The 18,024-nt window shown below is 48.3% G+C and carries 13 protein-coding genes; 4 read left to right on the top strand and 9 right to left on the bottom strand.

Annotated features, from left to right (window positions below; genetic code table 11):
- Window positions 1–4: 4 nt before the first annotated feature.
- From ACTHMC_RS25805 to ACTHMC_RS25775, 7 genes are all read right to left on the bottom strand, one after another.
- Window positions 5–844: a heme ABC transporter ATP-binding protein gene (locus ACTHMC_RS25805; RefSeq protein WP_440417716.1), complete on the bottom strand. Its 840-nt coding sequence runs from the start codon at window positions 842–844 to the stop codon at window positions 5–7.
- Complete coding sequence (locus tag ACTHMC_RS25800; protein WP_440417715.1) at window positions 841–1,896, bottom strand: FecCD family ABC transporter permease; 1,056 nt, start codon at window positions 1,894–1,896, stop codon at window positions 841–843. The genes ACTHMC_RS25805 and ACTHMC_RS25800 overlap by 4 nt, the downstream gene beginning before the upstream one ends.
- Before the next feature lie 2 nt (window positions 1,897–1,898).
- Window positions 1,899–2,720: a heme/hemin ABC transporter substrate-binding protein gene (locus ACTHMC_RS25795; protein WP_440417713.1), complete on the bottom strand. Its 822-nt coding sequence runs from the start codon at window positions 2,718–2,720 to the stop codon at window positions 1,899–1,901.
- 17 nt (window positions 2,721–2,737) lie between these two features.
- Window positions 2,738–4,120 carry an HmuY family protein gene (locus tag ACTHMC_RS25790; protein ID WP_440417711.1) on the bottom strand — a complete coding sequence of 461 codons (1,383 nt, stop codon included), beginning with the start codon at window positions 4,118–4,120 and terminating at the stop codon, window positions 2,738–2,740.
- A gap of 24 nt (window positions 4,121–4,144) precedes the next feature.
- A complete protein-coding gene (locus ACTHMC_RS25785; RefSeq protein ID WP_440417710.1) occupies window positions 4,145–6,226 on the bottom strand; it encodes a TonB-dependent receptor plug domain-containing protein in 2,082 nt (693 codons plus the stop codon).
- A 226-nt stretch (window positions 6,227–6,452) separates the two neighbouring features.
- Complete coding sequence (locus ACTHMC_RS25780; protein ID WP_440417708.1) at window positions 6,453–7,358, bottom strand: helix-turn-helix domain-containing protein; 906 nt, start codon at window positions 7,356–7,358, stop codon at window positions 6,453–6,455.
- Between the two features lie 133 nt (window positions 7,359–7,491).
- The gene (locus tag ACTHMC_RS25775; RefSeq protein WP_440417707.1) at window positions 7,492–8,463 is read right to left on the bottom strand and encodes a M23 family metallopeptidase; all 972 of its coding nucleotides are present in this window, start codon (window positions 8,461–8,463) and stop codon (window positions 7,492–7,494) included.
- A 200-nt stretch (window positions 8,464–8,663) separates the two neighbouring features.
- On the opposite strand from ACTHMC_RS25775, the gene alaS reads away from it, so the two are divergent.
- The 4 genes from alaS to ACTHMC_RS25755 all read left to right on the top strand — a co-directional run bounded on the left by alaS (window position 8,664) and on the right by ACTHMC_RS25755 (window position 15,515).
- On the top strand, window positions 8,664–11,294 hold the full coding sequence (gene alaS, locus ACTHMC_RS25770) for an alanine--tRNA ligase (RefSeq protein ID WP_440417705.1): 2,631 nt from the start codon (window positions 8,664–8,666) through the stop codon (window positions 11,292–11,294).
- Between the two features lie 308 nt (window positions 11,295–11,602).
- Window positions 11,603–12,664, top strand: a complete 1,062-nt coding sequence (locus tag ACTHMC_RS25765) for a PDZ domain-containing protein (protein ID WP_440417703.1) — start codon at window positions 11,603–11,605, stop codon at window positions 12,662–12,664.
- Window positions 12,665–12,837: 173 nt separating this feature from the next.
- Window positions 12,838–14,286: an Asp-tRNA(Asn)/Glu-tRNA(Gln) amidotransferase subunit GatB gene (gene gatB / locus ACTHMC_RS25760; protein ID WP_440417701.1), complete on the top strand. Its 1,449-nt coding sequence runs from the start codon at window positions 12,838–12,840 to the stop codon at window positions 14,284–14,286.
- An 11-nt stretch (window positions 14,287–14,297) separates the two neighbouring features.
- Window positions 14,298–15,515, top strand: a complete 1,218-nt coding sequence (locus ACTHMC_RS25755; RefSeq protein WP_440417700.1) for a redoxin domain-containing protein — start codon at window positions 14,298–14,300, stop codon at window positions 15,513–15,515.
- Window positions 15,516–15,634: 119 nt separating this feature from the next.
- On the opposite strand, the gene ACTHMC_RS25750 is transcribed toward ACTHMC_RS25755, so the two are convergent.
- Together ACTHMC_RS25750 and ACTHMC_RS25745 are read right to left on the bottom strand one after the other, a co-directional pair.
- A complete protein-coding gene (locus tag ACTHMC_RS25750; protein ID WP_440417698.1) occupies window positions 15,635–16,465 on the bottom strand; it encodes a hypothetical protein in 831 nt (276 codons plus the stop codon).
- Between the two features lie 44 nt (window positions 16,466–16,509).
- Window positions 16,510–18,024, bottom strand: a 1,515-nt coding sequence (locus tag ACTHMC_RS25745) for a RagB/SusD family nutrient uptake outer membrane protein (protein WP_440417697.1), incomplete at its 5' end; no start/stop codon positions are given.

Here is an 18,024-nt window from a genome sequence, read left to right as displayed (position 1 = left end):
TTTTTTATGATCTTAGTAAAACTTCTTTTGTCTTATGCCTGGCAGGAACCAGGATCGGAAAATCATAATCTTCCGGATCCAGGACATCAACTTCCATATTGTAGGCCTCTCTCAGATTCTCTTTAGTAAGCACTTCCCGTACGCTCCCTGCGCGCACCATCGTCCCCTGCTTCAGCAGCAGGATGGTATCCGCAAACTGCGCGGCAAGATTCAGATCGTGCAGGATCACTACTACTGTAAATCCCTGATTTGCCAGTTCTTTTGCTTTTGATAAGCAAAGCTGCTGATGCAGCACATCCATACTGCTGGTTGGTTCATCCAGCAATAAGAGCCCCCGCTGGTTACTGTTCCGCCAGTGCGCTTTACTGTTACGGGCCGTTTTAAGCTGTGCCAGTACGCGGCTGAACTGCACCCGCTGCTGCTCGCCGCCTGACAATGCCTGGTAATTTCTTCCCGTGAGATGTTGCACCTGCATCTCTTCCATGCTCTCTTTTACAATACGAAGGTCTTCCAGCCCGGGTTTTGCACCGAAATGCGGATAACGGCCCATCATCACAATTTCTTCGCAGTTGAACTGAAGCCCTGAAGCATAATGCTGGCTCAGTACAGCACGCATGGTTGCGAGCTGCCTCACCGGGATCTGATGCAGATCCATATTGTTGAGTAATACCTGTCCCATGGTGGGTTTGGCTTCTCCGGACATCAGTTTCAGGAATGTGGATTTGCCCGCACCGTTCTGCCCCAGCACCACCGTTACTTCACCCGGCATGATGCTGAACGATAGTTTGTGCAGTATTGGTTTCTGCCCTATCCAGTATGATATGTTTCGTGCACTGATGATCATGATTGAACAGTTCGCAACTGCTTTTTTTGTTTGAGCAATAACATCACAAATACCGGTGCGCCAAGTACGGCAGTAACGATACCGATAGGCAGTTCAGCCGGTGCGATCAATGTGCGGCTGCATACATCTGCCAGAGTGAGCAGCGCTGAGCCTGCCAGCGCACTGTTGAGTAGCAGGGAACGATGATCATTGCCGGAGATGGTACGCACAATATGCGGCACTATCAGCCCTACAAATCCGATGATCCCTGCTACTGCCACGGATGCCCCTACAGCAAGCGTGGCCAGCACGATGATGAGTGTTTTCAATCTTTTTACATTGATGCCCAGGTACGCGGCTTCATTCTCTCCCAATGCAAATGCATTGAGGGATTTGGCCAGGCTGGGTAGCAACAATACCGGAGTAAGGATGAATGGTAAGAGCATAAGTACGATCTGCCAGTTGGCACCGCCAAGACTACCCATCGTCCAGATAGTGGCATTGCGCAGTTGCTGGTCATCTGCGGTATATGTGATCAGGTCAATCATTGCGCGGCAAAGGCCATTGATGGCAAGCCCTGCCAGCAGCAGCGTAACCAGCATGGTTTTGCCATTTGTTCTGGATATCCTGAAGATCAGGAATGAAGTGATGCACGCCCCCAGGAATGTAAACAGGCTAAGCAGATAATAACGAGACATGAGGTTGTCGATAGCAAATGCCGGCAATGCAGAGATCACCACAATTACCAGTACAGCAAACAGTGAAGCGCCAAAGGAAATTCCTATCAGTCCGGGATCTGCCATGGGATTGCGGAACAATCCCTGCATGGCTACACCAGCCACTGACAGTCCTGCTCCGATGAGCACAGCCATTACTACCCTGGGCAGCCTGATATGCATAAGCACATTGGCCATCCCCTCGTCATAGGCCACCGGCAGGTGGAGGCCAGCTCTATCAAACAGAATGGCCACCACCTGCGTTGGTGATATCTTCATGGCACCGATGCCTGCGGCCAGTATTACAACAACCAGCAGCAAAACGATCAGTGCTATCGTTACCCACTTTTTTTTCATGGCTAACCGGTAATCTTTTTATTCAATTGCAGAATAGCCTGGGGCAGCCTGAGGCCGAAGCCGGAAAGGAACTGCCCGTCCATTGAAATCACTTTTTTATTCTTACCGGCATTGGTATTGATCACACCGGGGACTTTCAGTAAGCCATCCACTCCACCAACACTCTGCAGGCCGCTGTCGAACAGCAGGATCACATCAGGATTGGCTGCCACCAGTGCTTCAGCAGAGAGCGGCTTGAAGCCCTCGAAACCTGTCATGGCATTGGCAGAACCTGCAAGGCGGATCATCTGGTCGGGTGACTGACCTGTTCCGCAAACTGTCATGGAACCTGCACCCCGTGCGTACACGAAGAGCACTTTCCTGCCGTTGTTGGCAATTTTCAGCGCAGCCATTTCCTTATCGAAACTGCTGAGCAGTTGTTTGCCCTTCGCTTCAGTGTTTGTGATTTTTGCCACTTCCTGCAGCAGTGACCTGGTGCCGGCAGGAGAAAATTCCTGCTTTACCACCTGCAGATTCACTTTTGCGAGGCGGAGCTGCTCCTGCACTTCGGGCTTGAGCTCATCCTTCACTGCCAGCACCAGCGTGGGGCGCAGTGCAATGATGCCTTCGGCGGAAATATTCCGGTTATGACCAACACTTGCTTTCTGTTTGAGCGAAGCAGGGTAGTTACTTGTAACATCCACTCCGATTATCTGGTCCTCCAGCCCCAGTGAACACAGCATTTCACTGATAGCCCCGCTGAGGCTGACAATGCGTTGCTGTGCACTGGAAATGTTGGATAAAAGAAGGATTAATGGTAACAGTACAAAGAATGTCTTCTTCATAGTTTGGTGTTGTGGGGTTATGCCTTCTTTACAAGTTTGTACTCGATATTGGGATAGCCGCGTTTGCCACCATCGCTGGGATGGAAGTTCACGAACTTCAGTTTGTACACATTGCCTGCCCCGTCTTTCACAACATAAAAACGGTCTGTGTAAACTCCTGCACCTGTTTGAGATGCCAACCGCCATTTAGCGCCGATGGCATCGCTCCTGGTATCGAAGGTTACAGCAGCGATATTGCTTTCTTTGAAATCAGCATAGGATACAGTGGAAGTAAGTACTTCAGCAGCCTGAACATTTCCGGACCTGTTGGAGAATACGAGATCTGAGTATGCATAAGGGATCCACTTGCTGGTTACGTCATCAAATGCTTTGTAGAAGCTCCATCCCCAAACGATATCCCAGCGGTCTTTTGCAGGCTCTACACTTACCACGCCAGTTGCAAAAGAAGCAAAGCGGAAATTGTAAGCGCTGTTCTTTTCAATGGTCAGCGTCTGGAAAGTAGTGGCATTGATATCGGCGTACTGAAGCGTATATCCGTTTGCGTTACGCAGCACGCGTATTTTTTTGATGGCAGTGATGGCAGGTGGTGTGAATGTAGCGCCGGCAGTGCTGACAAGGAACACCTTGTTGTCAGATTCTGTAGCCGAAACTTCGCCCATGGCATTCTTTGTAATATCTCCTTCCACATCATCGATCATGGCGAGCGTTCCGAAGCCATAACCGATCTGCATGCTGGCCAGTGTTACATCGCCTTCATTCACGGCATTGATATCAGTTTTATTCGTCTTTACGGCAGCCCATCCGGCAACATTGTTCAGCAATACGCGCCAATCAGCGCCGGAAGCGAATTTCAGGTCGTAGACCTTACGGTTAACTGCTGTTTGCACATTATTGCTGAAGTCAACAAATACGTGATTGACAGCAGATGACCCTCCTTCACCGCCATTCAACTCCAGGCTTGTACCCGTAGAAACGATAGAACCGAAGGACAGTTTCAGTTTGGTTGTTTGCCCAACCGGAGTACCAGCCGCTTTAATATTGAAGCTGACAGACTCATCTCCATTCAGCAGGATATCAGCCTTTTTAGTAACGTTGAAAGACACGCTGTTGCTACCCGCAGGAATTGTGAGTGTGATAATACCAGCTGCTGCAGCAGGCGAGGTAGTATAATGAGTTCCGTAGACAACGCCGGTTTCTGTAAGCTCAACAGTTACAGGAATGGCAGCATCTGAATTGCGTGATAACTTAATGGTAATATCTTTTGAATTCACATCAGTTCCGAGGCCCTGGTCAGCAGCTTCAAACTGAATGAGGTTATCAGCCATTGGTGGATCGTCTTTTTCACAGGCAGAAAATACGGTAGTGAGCATCAACATCAGGGCTGTAATTCTAAATAACATGGGTGTGTTTATTAAGATGATTTATTATTGATTCCATTGAAATGCAAGCCCCACAAACCAGGAGCGTCCGTAGCTCAGTGGCAGGTCTCCACCTGAACTGTGCGCTGCACCTGTGTCTCCCACATTGCTGGACAGGGTGGTTACATTGAAAATATTTTTCACGCCGCCATTAAGGGTGATGAATTTCCCGAGTGACTTGCTGATTGTGGCATCGGCCCAGGAAAAGCTGGCCGTTTCCGCTCTTGCAGCTACTGTTTGTCCGTTTGCTGTCATCGTCTGGTAAACAGGACGCTTCCCCGTGAACTTGTAGAACAGGCTGACCCTGGTGCCTATCTTCTGAATATCATACAACAGGTTGGCATTCGCTTCCGGGCTCCACACAAAAGAAGGAAGATCATCCTTTTCATAATTGCTGTTATCTGACAGGTTGTTGTAGCGACCGATCATAGAGAACCCTGCATTCAGCTGCCATGATTTGTAATTCAGTGTAGTGCTGAGCGTACCGCCGGTTGTTTTGAACCTGTCGATATTGATATAGGTCAGCACATCGGGCACAGAAGCATCTGCGCCATAGTTGATCTGATTCCTGAACTCATTGTAGAATGCTCCCACAGTGGCTTTTAACTTCAGTTCTTTATCAGGTGCAGGATGCCAGGTAAGCGATCCGTTGAAACTGTTTGAATACTCGGCTTTCAGGTTGGTATTACCCTTGATGGAATGACTGGCGTCGAAGAAATAGAAATACAACTCGCGCAATGCAGGAGAACGGAATCCCCGCGCATATGCCACACGCAGATCGAAATTCTTTCCAAGATCGAATTTGGTATTCACTGATGGAACTACCGGTGGAGCATCATATACGGAGTTACGTATAAATCTGATCCCGGGGCGTATATTGACTCCCGCCACAATACGCCATTCCGCCGAAGCGAATATTGCAAAATCAGTAATGGAAGGCGTTCCGCTGATCCTTGCCCCCCTGGCTGATTCCCTGTTGTAATCAAGTCCTGGTTGCACCGACAGCTTCTCAGAGATCCTATACTGCGCAGTGATCCTGCCCGCCAGGCTGTTGAAAGTTGCCTTATCCTGCTCACCATCTCCCTGCGACAATGTTGATTTACCCGTATTCAGATCCAGCAGGGACGTCTGCGTTCTTCTTGAATAATCCGTATAAGCAGCCAGTGCATTCCATTGCAGACGCTCATTCATATTGTAATCTGCCTGCACCTGGTGCAGATAGCGGTGCGTATAATAATTCTGATCTCTTGCAGTATTGGTTGCCTGAAAGATGGAACCCATACTGTTGATGGTCTCCGTTAATGCATCCAGCCTGTACCAGGTATTGAACTTACTATTATGGTATCCCAATCTTGCATTGCCCAGCCACTGTTCTTTAGGATGCCATTCCCTTTTATCTGCCAGAGAATCCCTTCCTTCTTTCCAACCGCCAAAATCATTGTGCGCTCCACCAGCAGAGATGGTCCAGTTGTTTTTTTGCCAGCTTAGGTTCAGGTATTGGTTATGTACTCCTTTATTTAGTCCGGGCTCGTATTCACTTCCTGCCGACTCTTCCTGCGCACCTGCAGAAACGGAGAGCTTACTCTTGCTTCCCTTTTTAGTGATGATATTGATCACACCTGCCAGTGCATCGGAGCCATAAGAAACCGACATCGGCCCTTCCACGATCTCAACCTTTTCAATAGTGTGAACATCAATCTGGTTTAGGCTTTCACGTGTATCTCCCCGGTCAACCAGGGGTACACCATCCAGCAGGATCTTTACATTCCTGCCACTCATTCCCATCAGTTCTATATCAGTTGTTCCAAGTGTTCTGTCGTTAGAGAAACGGATGCCCAGCTCATTGTTCAATACCCCTGTAAGACTGGTAGCACCCTGCCTCGATATGCGGTCAGCCGTAATGGTGCGAACCTGGTATACGGATTTACGTAATGATTGTGGCTGGTATTGTCCGGTTACTACCACCTCCTGCAACGCACTAACGCGAACGGGTACACTATCTTTCGCCGCCTTTTGAGCAGCCGCCTCCGTATTTCCAGCCATCGATAGGATGATCCCAAAGAATGATCCTGTAATAATTGTACGCATGTTCAGGTGTTTAATTGCAAGCAAAGCCCGGCACCAACCGATGCAGTGCTTCGTGAGTTTGCAGACAATAAGTTCAATTGATAACAATCCAGGCAGAAGGGTTAGAACCGGCCTGGCATAATGTGGAGGTACAAAATTAAATGGAGAGGCGGGTGAACAGGTTACTGGAAAGGGAAACAGTGTTTACGCGAAAAGAAATATGTTGGGTTGGAAAAAAAACAACAGATTAATGTAACAGCAATTCACAAGGCTTGATGCCCGTATGACGCTTGAACGCCGTAGAGAAATGTGAGATGGATGAATAGCCAAGCATCATGGATACTTCGGTTACGCTGAGTCCTTTTTCATAAAGGAGGTAACGCGCATGTTCCATACGCTGGTTCTGGTAGAAGTCGAATACAGTGGTGCCGAACATCTCTTTGAAACCTTTCTTGAGGTAACATTCATTGATGGCCACTTTGCGGCTGAGCTCCTTGATGGTAATTGGCTCGCCGATATGCTGGATGAGAATTTCGCGCGCTTTCACGATCTTATCGCGGTCTGCCTCGTTGGCCAGGAATTTACACTGGAAGACTTCGATACCCTTCTCTCCTTTTTCTTCTCCCAGCATACACTCCATGCTGTACAACAGGAGCATCTGAACCTGGGCATTGATGTAGATATTCTCCAGGCTGCCCGTGTAATTGTGATTCAGCACAGCTTCCAGCACCATACGGGTTCTGCCGCAAAGGTTCAGCAACTTGGTAAAGCTGTTGGGATGCAGGAACTGAAGAACCTCATCGGAAGAAGTACTGGCAGGAACGTTCTGACGAACAAACTGCGATAAATGAGCAGGAGAAAAGCGGAAACTCAGCACATCAACGGTATCCGCGCGGTCATTGCAGTTACGGCTGTTACCTAACTTGCACTGGTGGCACTCGGTGGATTTCTGTTTGCAATAAACATTACCGGAAAGACAGAAACGGAGTTCGAGATAGTTCTCTTTGGGCTCGTTCTTGCGGAAATGATAAACCATCATACCCGTATCCTCGATACTCCAGAGAGAATCCTTTTCGTATCGGTGGATCATATACTGCACAGAACCAGGGATTTGTTGCTCTTTTTCGTGCAACACATTTAATTGGTCCTGCATGATGGGCTGCTTGTAAGCCAGCGTTAATATGTCGGGCGGATGGTGCATAAACGGCGTTGCAAATGTACACCTACAACGCATAACTTCCCAATAAGGTTGACGGGCAGGGTCACAATATTGTCAAACCTGCTTGTTAGTCAAAGCTTTGGTTGCTACTTGCAGCCATTTTCAGCATCCTGTCGAATTGCTCAGGAGTGAGGTCATTATAAAAGAAGTAAATGGGATCGATGGGACGGCCATTTTTATGCACCTCATAGTGGCAGTGAGGGCCGGTGGACTTACCGGTGCTGCCTACCCATCCGATGATCTCACCACGCTTTACACGCTGACCGCCTTTCACTTTTACCTTGAACATATGCCCGTAAAGCGTCTCGTACCCGTAACCATGATTGATAACCACGTAGTTACCGTACCCATTACCCAGGTTGCCGGCTGTTCTGATAGTGCCATTGGCGGTGGCATAAATGGGTGTACCCTGTGGAGCGGAGAAGTCGAGCCCCGCATGGAACTTGATGGTTTTGTACACCGGGTCGATACGGCTGCCGAAGCCGGAAGCCACCCTTTTCAGATCAGAGTTGCTTACAGGCTGGATGGCCGGTGTACAGGCGAGGAGCTCTTCTTTATTACTGATGAATTTTGTGATATCGCTGTAGGACTTGTCCTGGTTATTCATCCGGTTGTTCAGGTTATTGAGGGTCTGAACAATAGAGTTTTCCAGTTCGGAACTGGTCATACTGTTTACCAGTTTCCATTCTTTCTGCTGTGCAATTTCCAGGGCGCGGATGCTGTCCGGGATGGGATTGGCCTCAAAAATGGTACGGTAGATATCGTTATCCCGGTTTTCGAGTTCGGTCAGTCGCTGTGATAATTTCTTCGCCGCGCCTTCCAGGGTTTCGTATTGTTCTTCCAGTTTTTCGTTCTCGGCCATCAGCTTCTTTTCATTGGCAGAAGGGAAATACCGGTAGGCGATTGATACAATGATGATGGCGGTAACGATGGCGGCGGAAATGAAACCCAATACGCGGAGGAGTTTTACCCGCAGGGGTGTTTCAAGCTTCTCGTAACGAAGCGTATTGGTATTATAGTAATACTTAATCTTTTTCATGAGAGACCGTGGTCATCAGGACTTGATTTCATTATAAAACAGCACGAATTGGATTACCTTTGCACCACGTTATTCAGAGCCAACGCTACAAACCTACAGGAAAAAGCGGATTTTTTTGCATTCTCTTAAAATTCCGGTAGTTATCTGTGGAAATGAATGTATGCAGTGAGGCTTTCACATTATCAAAGATTGTTCCGTTTATGATGACAAGCGCAGCTATACGCCAGCATTTTCTGGATTTTTTCAAATCGAAAGGCCATACCATCGTGCCTTCCGCTCCTATCGTGATCAAAAATGATCCTACCCTGCTGTTCACCAACGCAGGGATGAACCAGTTCAAGGATTTCTTTCTCGGTAACAAACAATCCCCCAACAAAAGAGTGGCGGATACGCAGAAATGCCTTCGCGTCAGCGGAAAACACAACGACCTGGAAGAAGTAGGTGTTGATACCTATCACCATACCATGTTCGAAATGCTTGGGAACTGGAGCTTCGGGGATTATTTCAAGAAAGAAGCCATTGAATGGAGCTGGGAATTACTGACAGGAGTATTCCAGATACCGAAAGACCGTCTTTATGTGACCATATTTGAAGGCGATACCAAAGAGAATCTGCCAAAAGACGAGGAAGCTTATAATGAATGGAAGAAATGGATCGCTGAAGACCGCATCCTGCTTGGAAAGAAAAAAGACAATTTCTGGGAAATGGGCGATACCGGTCCCTGTGGCCCCTGTACCGAAATTCACGTGGATTGCCGTACCGATGCTGAAAGAGCTAATGGCGATGGCGGCACCCTCGTCAACAATGATCACCCACAGGTGATCGAGATCTGGAACAATGTATTCATCCAGTTCAACCGCCTGAAAGACGGTACACTTGAGCCCCTGCCCGCTAAACACGTTGACACCGGTATGGGATTCGAAAGGCTGGTGCGCGTACTGCAGAACAAACAATCCAACTACGATACCGACGTGTTCAGCGAAACCATCGCCGCCACCGGTAATATCGTTAATAAAAAATATGATGGTACAGACAGCCGTCAGGCTATCGCATTCCGCGTAATTGCCGACCATATCCGCGCCATCAGCTTCACCATCGCCGATGGCCAGCTGCCATCCAACACAGGCGCCGGTTATGTGATCCGCAGGATCCTGCGCCGCGCCGTTCGTTATTATTACTCTTATCTTGATTACAAACAACCGCTCCTTCATCAGTTGCTCCCGGTGATTGCCCACCAGTTCAAGGACGTATTCCCTGAATTGCAATCACAGGTTGACTTTGTAAAAAAAGTGATCAGGGAAGAAGAAGAAGCCTTCCTGCGTACACTCGATAAGGGCCTCAGAAGGATCGATGATGTGATCAAGACCGCTACCAACGGAACAATCGAAGGCAGTGCTGCTTTTGAGCTCTATGATACTTATGGTTTCCCTGTTGACCTCACCCTCCTCATCGCCCGCGAAAATAACCTCTCCGTTGACGAAAAGGGTTTTGAGCAGGAAATGAAACAGCAGAAAGACCGCAGCCGCGCCGCTACCACCCTTGATACAGAAGACTGGGTGCAACTGGTAAAGGACGGCAAGGAACATCTTACCCCCAACTTCGTGGGTTATGAAATGCTGGAACTCCAGACCAAAGTGCTGAAGTACCGCAAGATCAAAGCCAAGGGCAAGGAGTCCTTCCAGCTGGTACTCAACACCACTCCCTTCTATGCAGAAAGCGGCGGTCAGGTAGGCGATACCGGTATCCTCAGCTTCGACGGAGAAATGGTTCCTGTAACAGATACCAAAAAAGAGAACGACCTCATCATTCACTTCACCGATACATTGCCGGTGAACATCACGGCCCCCGTTGATGCCAGGGTGGATGTGGAGCGTCGCAAACATACTACTGTTCATCACTCCGCCACCCACCTCCTGCATGCTGCTTTGCGCAAGGTACTGGGCACGCATGTGGCGCAGAAGGGCTCACTGGTGAATGATGAATACCTGCGCTTCGACTTTTCGCATTTTGCAAAAATGACCGATGAAGAGATCAGCAAGGTGGAAACCATTGTGAACGAAAAGATCCGCGAGAACGTTCCCGTGGTGATCAGGGAAATGCCGAAGGAAGAAGCGATGCAAACCGGCGCCATGGCGCTGTTCGGAGAGAAATACTCCGACGTGGTTCGCGTGGTGATCATGGATCCCAACTATTCCGTAGAGCTTTGCGGTGGTACACATGTAGGCTCCACCGGAGAGATCGGCATCTTCAAGATCAACGCTGAATCTGCAGTAGCTGCCGGCGTACGAAGACTGGAGGCTGTCAGCGGATGCGCTGCCGAAAAATACATTGATACACAGATCACTGAACTGAAACAGGTGAAGCAGGCGCTGAAAAGTCCCAAAGACCTGGTGAAAGCCGTTGAACAACTGCAATCAGAGAACAACGACCTGAAAAAGAGACTCGATAATCTCGAAAATCGGATACTCGTAGGCGTTAGAAATGAATTGTTACAGAAAGATCAGATCATCAATGGAGTTACCTATATCGGCGAGATCGTGGAAGTAGGCAATGCCGATGCCCTGAAGAAACTGGCCTTCGATCTGAAGAACAATCTGCATGATTATGTGGCCGTACTCTGCGCCAATATCGGCGGCAAACCTTTTGTGGCCGTTGGTATCTCCGATACCGTGGTGGCCGCCAAACAACTGGATGCCGGCAAGATCATCAAGGAACATATCGCTGGCCTGATCAAAGGCGGCGGCGGCGGCCAGAAAAACCTGGCTACAGCCGGCGGACAGGATGCCAGCCAGCTCCAGGCCGTGATAGAGAAAGTGAAAGGATTCCTGTAATTCATTATGATAGTACATATTACAACGGGGCACTTCAAATTTGAAATGCCCCGTTTCTTTTCGCAGCGCCCGGTCGCTCGCGTCCCCGCGAGTGACTTCTATTCCGTCGCCTTCCGGCGACACCGTGTTCGCCGGAGGCCAACCAATATTTCTCACCCGCCAAGAGGCGAGCGGGTGCTCCCCGATCCCCGTCCTTCTTAACGATCCGTTAAATCACCCATCTTATTTCCGAACCTTTTCGTATTTCAATTATTTCCTTATATTTGATCTACGAAACACTCCGTAGTTAATCATAAAAACTGTTACACATGAAAAGATATTCCAGTCTGGCATTTGCAATAGCAACTGCCTGCATCCTCACCGGCTCTGCTTCCATGGCCCAGGACACCAAAGGAGAAAAGGGTGAAAAAGGAGAAAAGGGGGAGAAAGGTGAGAAGGGTGAAAAGCTTAAACAATATGAAGAACTGATCATCCGCAAGAAGTCTGATAAAGATGGAAAAGTTACCATCGAGATCAAGGACGGTGATGTAATAGTGAATGGCAAGCCCATGCAGGAATATGAAAGTGACGACCTGAGTATCCGTCGCAGCAAATCCGGCACTATTACAGTTTCCCCTTTCCGCAGATTACAGGGCAATGGACAGCTTGCCGAACTGGACGCTAACAGGGAACGCCTGAAAGTACTGGGTTCACGCGCCTTCCTGGGTGTGGTAACCGAAGAAGCTCCCGGTGGGGCCCGCATCGTTTCTGTATCCAAAGGCACAGCGGCTGAAAAATCCGGTCTGAAAGAAAAAGATATCATCACTAAAATAGGGGGAGAAAAAGTGAAGGATGAAAATGATGTTTCCCGCCTCATCCGTTCTCACAAACCTAAAGACAAAGTGAAGATCGATATCCTCCGCGATGGAAAAGATCAGTCTGTAATAGCGGAGCTCGGAGAGAACAGCAATACACAGAGTTTTGGATTCAATATGCCGGAAAACTATAATCTCGAGGACCTCAACCTGGAAGGATTCCAGGCTCCGAGGATTTTCGAATTTTCCCCAGGCGCTCCCGGAGCTCCCGCACCATACAGCTTTAACTATTTTGGTCGCCCTAAACTCGGCATTAAAGCACAGGACACTGAAGAAGGCAAAGGCGTGAAAGTACTGGATGTTGAAGAGGAATCTGCAGCTGCAAAATCCGGTATCAAAGAAGATGATATAATCACTGATTTCAACGAAAAGAAAGTGAACAGCGCTGATGAACTGGCCCGTGAGGCAAATGCCGCCAGAGAAAAATCCAGGATCCCGGTAAAACTGCTCCGTAACGGAAAGCCATTATCACTGGAAATTTCGATCCCCAAAAAGCTGAAAACAGCCAATTTGTAATATAACCAGGCATCCGGGGCAAAGGCCCAATGCCGATAGCCATAAAGAACAGTACAATTTAACGCCCGGAATATGTTTGCAGCTGGTACCTGCCGTATTCCGGGCTTTTTTATGCGCGCTTGCAATCCGCATGGAATAAGGTATTTTTGCAGGCTTAGGCCAATACACGCTTTATGCCGATCAACTACGATGCATACGAACTGGTGGCTGGACTGGAAGTCCATGCACAATTACTGACCAGCAGCAAATTGTTTTGTGGCGACAGCGCCGCTTTTGGCGGTGAAGCCAATACGCATATCAGCCCGATTACCCTCGGACATCCGGGTACGCTTCCCAGGCTCAACAAAACAGCCGTGGAGTATGCTATCCGTATGGGACTGGCCTGCCATTGCACCATCAGCCCGAACAATTATTTCGCGCGCAAGAATTACTTCTACCCTGATCTTCCCAAAGGATACCAGATCACGCAACATACCACTCCCATCTGTATCGGAGGGCATGTGAACATCCGCATCAATGATACGGAGATCCCCATCATGCTCAACAGGATCCATATGGAAGAGGATGCCGGCAAGAGCCTGCACGATGTGGACCCGGAAAACACCTCCGTGGATTACAACCGTGCCGGTGTTCCCCTCCTGGAAATTGTAACGGACCCGGTTATACGCAGCAGTGACGAGGCATATGCTTATCTCACCGAGTTGCGCAAGCTGCTCCGCTACCTGGGCATCTGCGATGGAAATATGGAAGAAGGCAGCATGCGTTGCGACGCCAACGTATCCGTACGTAAGAAAGGCGATCCCAAACTGGGCACCAGGATAGAAGTGAAGAACCTCAACTCCATCCGGAACGTGAAGCGGGCCATCGACCACGAGGCAAAACGCATGATTGAATTGCTGGAGAATGGAGAAAAGATCATACAGGAAACCAGGAGCTTTGATGCCACCAACGGTACTACCTTTTCCATGCGCACCAAGGAAGAAGCAAACGATTACCGTTACTTTGCGGACCCTGACCTGGTGCCTTTCCGCGTAACGGAAGCCATGCTTCAGTCCATAAAAGAAAGCATCCCGGAACTGCCTGAGCAACGTATTGCCCGTTACACGCAACAACTGCAGCTACCCGTGTATGATGCCCTTGTTCTCTGCGACGAGAAAGAAACGGCCGATTACTTTCAAGCTGTGATCGAACATACTTCCAACTACAAGGCAGCTGCCAACTGGATGCTGGGCCCTGTGAAATCCTGGCTGAACGAGAAGAGTGCGCTCATCACTGAATTCCCCGTTCCGCCTGCCGGCATCGCTTCGCTGATCGCACTGATCGATGAAGGCAAACTCAATTTCTCCACTGCATCCACCAAAGTACTGCCAGCATTGATAGCCGGGCCGGGACGCAACCCGATGGACATTGCCGCCTCCCTGAACCTGGTACAGGATTCAGATGAAAGCAATGTGGCTGCCTGGGTGGAAGAAGTGCTGGAGAAGATGCCGGAGAAAGTTGCAGAATACAGGAAAGGAAAGAAAGGATTGATGGGATTGTTTGTTGGTGAGGTGAAGAAAGTGTCCAAAGGAAAAGCAGACCCTCGGTTAACGAACGATATTTTATTGAAGAAACTTAATTGAAAAATCATTACATGAAAAAACAGCTCAACCGGATTGCCATCGTAGCATTGGTAGCATTGTCTGCCTGCTCTGGCGGTTCCAAACAGTCGCTGGAAGTAAATGGCTCAGTAGCCAATACCAGCCAGGTCAGCGAATTGTATCCTAAAGCAATCGAGGATGGCAAGATCACGCTTTACCTCTACGAAATCCCTTTCGGTGGAGACCTGCCCCCTGTGCAGCTCGACTCCGTTACCATTCCAACAAGCGCAAAAGAATTCAAACTGAAAGGGAAAGGCGCTTCAGGTGGCCTTTTCAATGTGATCATCAAGAACGGGCCGATGGCTCCTGTTGTGTATGATGCTTCCCCTGTAACACTCAATATCGACTTTGCAGGCAAGGATAAATTCTATACCGTTACGGGTTCAAACGCCACACAACAGCTTCGCGATTTCCTCTTCAGTTACAGCGACCATCGCAATGAAATAGACAAAACCATTGCAGAAATGGATAGCCTGAAGAGAATTTCCGCTTCAGATTCTGTGGAAATCCTGGCTACCAACAAAAAGAACGAGGCAGTCAAAAGCCTTAATAATTTCCTGAAAAAATCACTCGGCGAGATCAATCAACCAGTTGTAGCTGCATTTGCACTGGGCCGCGCCTCGCAAACGCTGGAGCAGGCCGACTTTGAAACCGAGCTTGCACGCATGACGAAGAAATTCCCTGAGGATGCAAACCTTTCAGAACTGAACAAGAAGTATGATGCTTATAAAGTGCAGGCTGCTGAAATGAAAAAGCAGCAGGAAGCAGCGGCCGAGCGCCGCAAAAGCAATTCGCTGATCGGCAAGCCGGCTCCTGAATTGACAATGCCTGATGCGAGCGGAAAGAATGTTTCTCTTTCTTCTTTCAAAGGGAAGTATGTACTGGTGGATTTCTGGGCCAGCTGGTGTGGTCCCTGCCGTGCAGAAAACCCGAATGTGGTAAATGCTTTCAATAAGTTCAAGGATAAGAATTTCACTGTGTTGGGCGTATCACTCGACAAAGACAAAAACTCCTGGCTCCAGGCAGTGAAGGCCGATGGCCTGAACTGGCCCCAGATCAGCGATCTCGCTTACTGGAAAAGCAAGGCTGTAGAGATCTACAAATTTGAAGGCATCCCGTACAATGTACTGGTTGATCCTAATGGAATTGTTGTTGCCGAAGAACTGAGAGGTGATGCGCTGAACGCAAAGCTGGCGGAAGTGCTGAAATAATTATTACCGGAATAATATGGAAAAGGTCCCGGAGCATTGTTCCGGGACCTTTTTTATACAAAAAGAGCCGGCCCCATACAAGTGGCCGGCTCTTTTGTCTATCTAAACCTTTTAACTTCTTACAACTTGGTCAGAATGGAATAATACTTACCAAATGATCCTGCATTTACGGTTACTTCATACTGGATCCTGAAGGTATTATCGCAGCTGCTGAACGTACCAGTGCTGTTAGGCCTGATGGTTGACTGACCATATGTGGGGTGAACCAGGAAAGGCTGAACAGCAATGTTTGTAGTAAAGTTGGCGGGGTTGGTCCAGTCGAGACTTACATTGAATGGAACTGCCGAACCCCAGAGCCCGAGCACAGAAACCTTGCCGGTAGTACCGCTCACATCGCCGGGAGTAAGTTCCACTTCATAAGGATCCCCGTCGGGAGCATTATTGTAATAGTCCTGGCAGAGATAAGCGCCATCGAAATCAGCAATATGCACATTGCAATATTTCTGAAGCACTACATTGTAAGTATTGGAGCTCACTATGCTGGGAATATCACCACCAGTGATCTTGAACACCAGTGTATCCCTGCGACCAGTAGGGTATCCTGCGAAAATACCTTTCAGCAATACATCAGCAGAAGCTGTTCCTGCCGGAATGGTTACAGTATTGGTGCCGAGGGTATACTGAGCACCTTCAGCAGCACCTGTAGGAGAAGTAACAGTAAACTGAATTTTCCTGTCTTTGGTTGCTACGGCAGATACACCAACCGGAACTTTGAATTCTGTTTTAGGATCATCGGTGATGAAATACAACCCGGTGGTATTAGCATTACCAAACAGGGAGTTCTCCGTATTGGGAATAACCTCTTTCACTTTACCGCAACTATGGATCACGGTGGCTATTCCAAGCAGCAATGCTGCTGATAATATTAGTTTGCCAAATTCTTTTTTCATATCATTTCAATTAGCAAATGAAGAATAATTGTTTCCCGCGCCGATTAATAATCAGGATTCTGTTTTAAGTTCTTGTTGAAGTTAACTTCACGCTGCGGGTAAGGCAATTGCCAACGGTGATCGGTTGCAGGCAGAGAGGTGAAGATGTAAGGGATACCAGTACCGTTAGACAGGTCACCGATGGTGGTGCTTCTGCTTACACCCTGGCCTCTTCTCTTCATATCCCAGAAACGGTCTCCCTCAAATGCAAGCTCCAGCCTTCTTTGCAGCAGGATCTCATCGAGCAGTGCCTGACCGGAAAGCACTTCATCGGAAGGGATATAACCTGTATACCTGTTTTGTTTCAGTGTTCTCAGATCAGCCAGCGCAGCAGCTTCGTTTTTGGGATTTGCTTTGTAATAAGCTTCAGCCCTGTTGAGCAGCACTTCAGCAGTTCTGATAACTTTGTAATCAACCACACCTACTGAGTTTGCACCTGTTTCATCTGTTCCAAGAACAGTATTGGCCCTTCCGCCGTATTTGATCACGTGGTGGAAGTTCTTACCGTTGTGAGGACCGGTGTACAGGTAAGAAGTAGTTCTTACATCAGTAGCGGTGAACAGCTGCCTGAAATCATTGGGAACCACATACTCTGATCTTACATCGTAAGTGGGAGCATTGCTGGTTTTGATCGGCTGGTAGTAGTTTACACCAATACCGTTGATATTATCTGTTTTGGTATTCTTCACTTTGAAGTAAACACCTAAAGATGGCACTGTATTACCATTTGCTTCAGCATCTTTCCAGATGGATGGGAACTGGGCAATGGTTGGCAAACTTGGGTTAGCACCCAGTGCATCATTGGAAGCTTCGATACATTTCGTATAGTCGCCTTTATAGAGGTACACACGGCTGAGCAGTGCTGATACGGTCAGCTTGTTTACACGGTACAGACCATTATTGGTTCCGATCAGTGTTTTTGCTGTTTCCAGATCTGCGATCACCTTGTCATAGAATCCCTGAACTGATTCGCTGGGAGGAGTGATGGTAGGGTCTGTTGATGTTACATAAGGCATGGTCCAGTCACCGGCAGCAGCATTCTGATAAGTTTTGCTGTACACCCTTACCATATCAAAGTAAGTCAGGGCTCTTACTGCAAGCGCTTCGCCCTTGGCATTGTCTTTAAAAGAACCGTCAGGCATCTTATCGATGTTCTCCAGGATGGCATTGGCCCTGCGGGTGATGGTATATCCATCAGTGAAAAGCAGGTAGGTACCTTCACCGGTATATTGCCAGTTACCATAGGTTCTCAAAGTAAGACGGCCCGGGCCGCTTGCATTGATGATGAGGTTGTCGGCCAGTACATCTGCCACGATATTCCAGATGCCGTCAACAAAATAAGTATCGTTGGTAGTGGAACGCAAACCGGCATACATACCATTAACGGCCAGCGTTACATCACTTTCTGTTTTAAATGCATTTTCCGTTGCTATCTGGTTGTAAGGATATAGTTCCAGATCAGCTTTCTTGCAGGAGAAAACCCCGGCAAAGAACAGCGGCAGTAAATATCTATAGGTTTT

Source organism: Pseudobacter sp. (genome assembly GCF_051955275.1).
Classification (GTDB): domain Bacteria; phylum Bacteroidota; class Bacteroidia; order Chitinophagales; family Chitinophagaceae; genus Pseudobacter.
The sequence above is the reverse complement of the archived record's forward strand: the minus strand, read 5'-3'. Positions and strand labels throughout refer to the sequence as shown.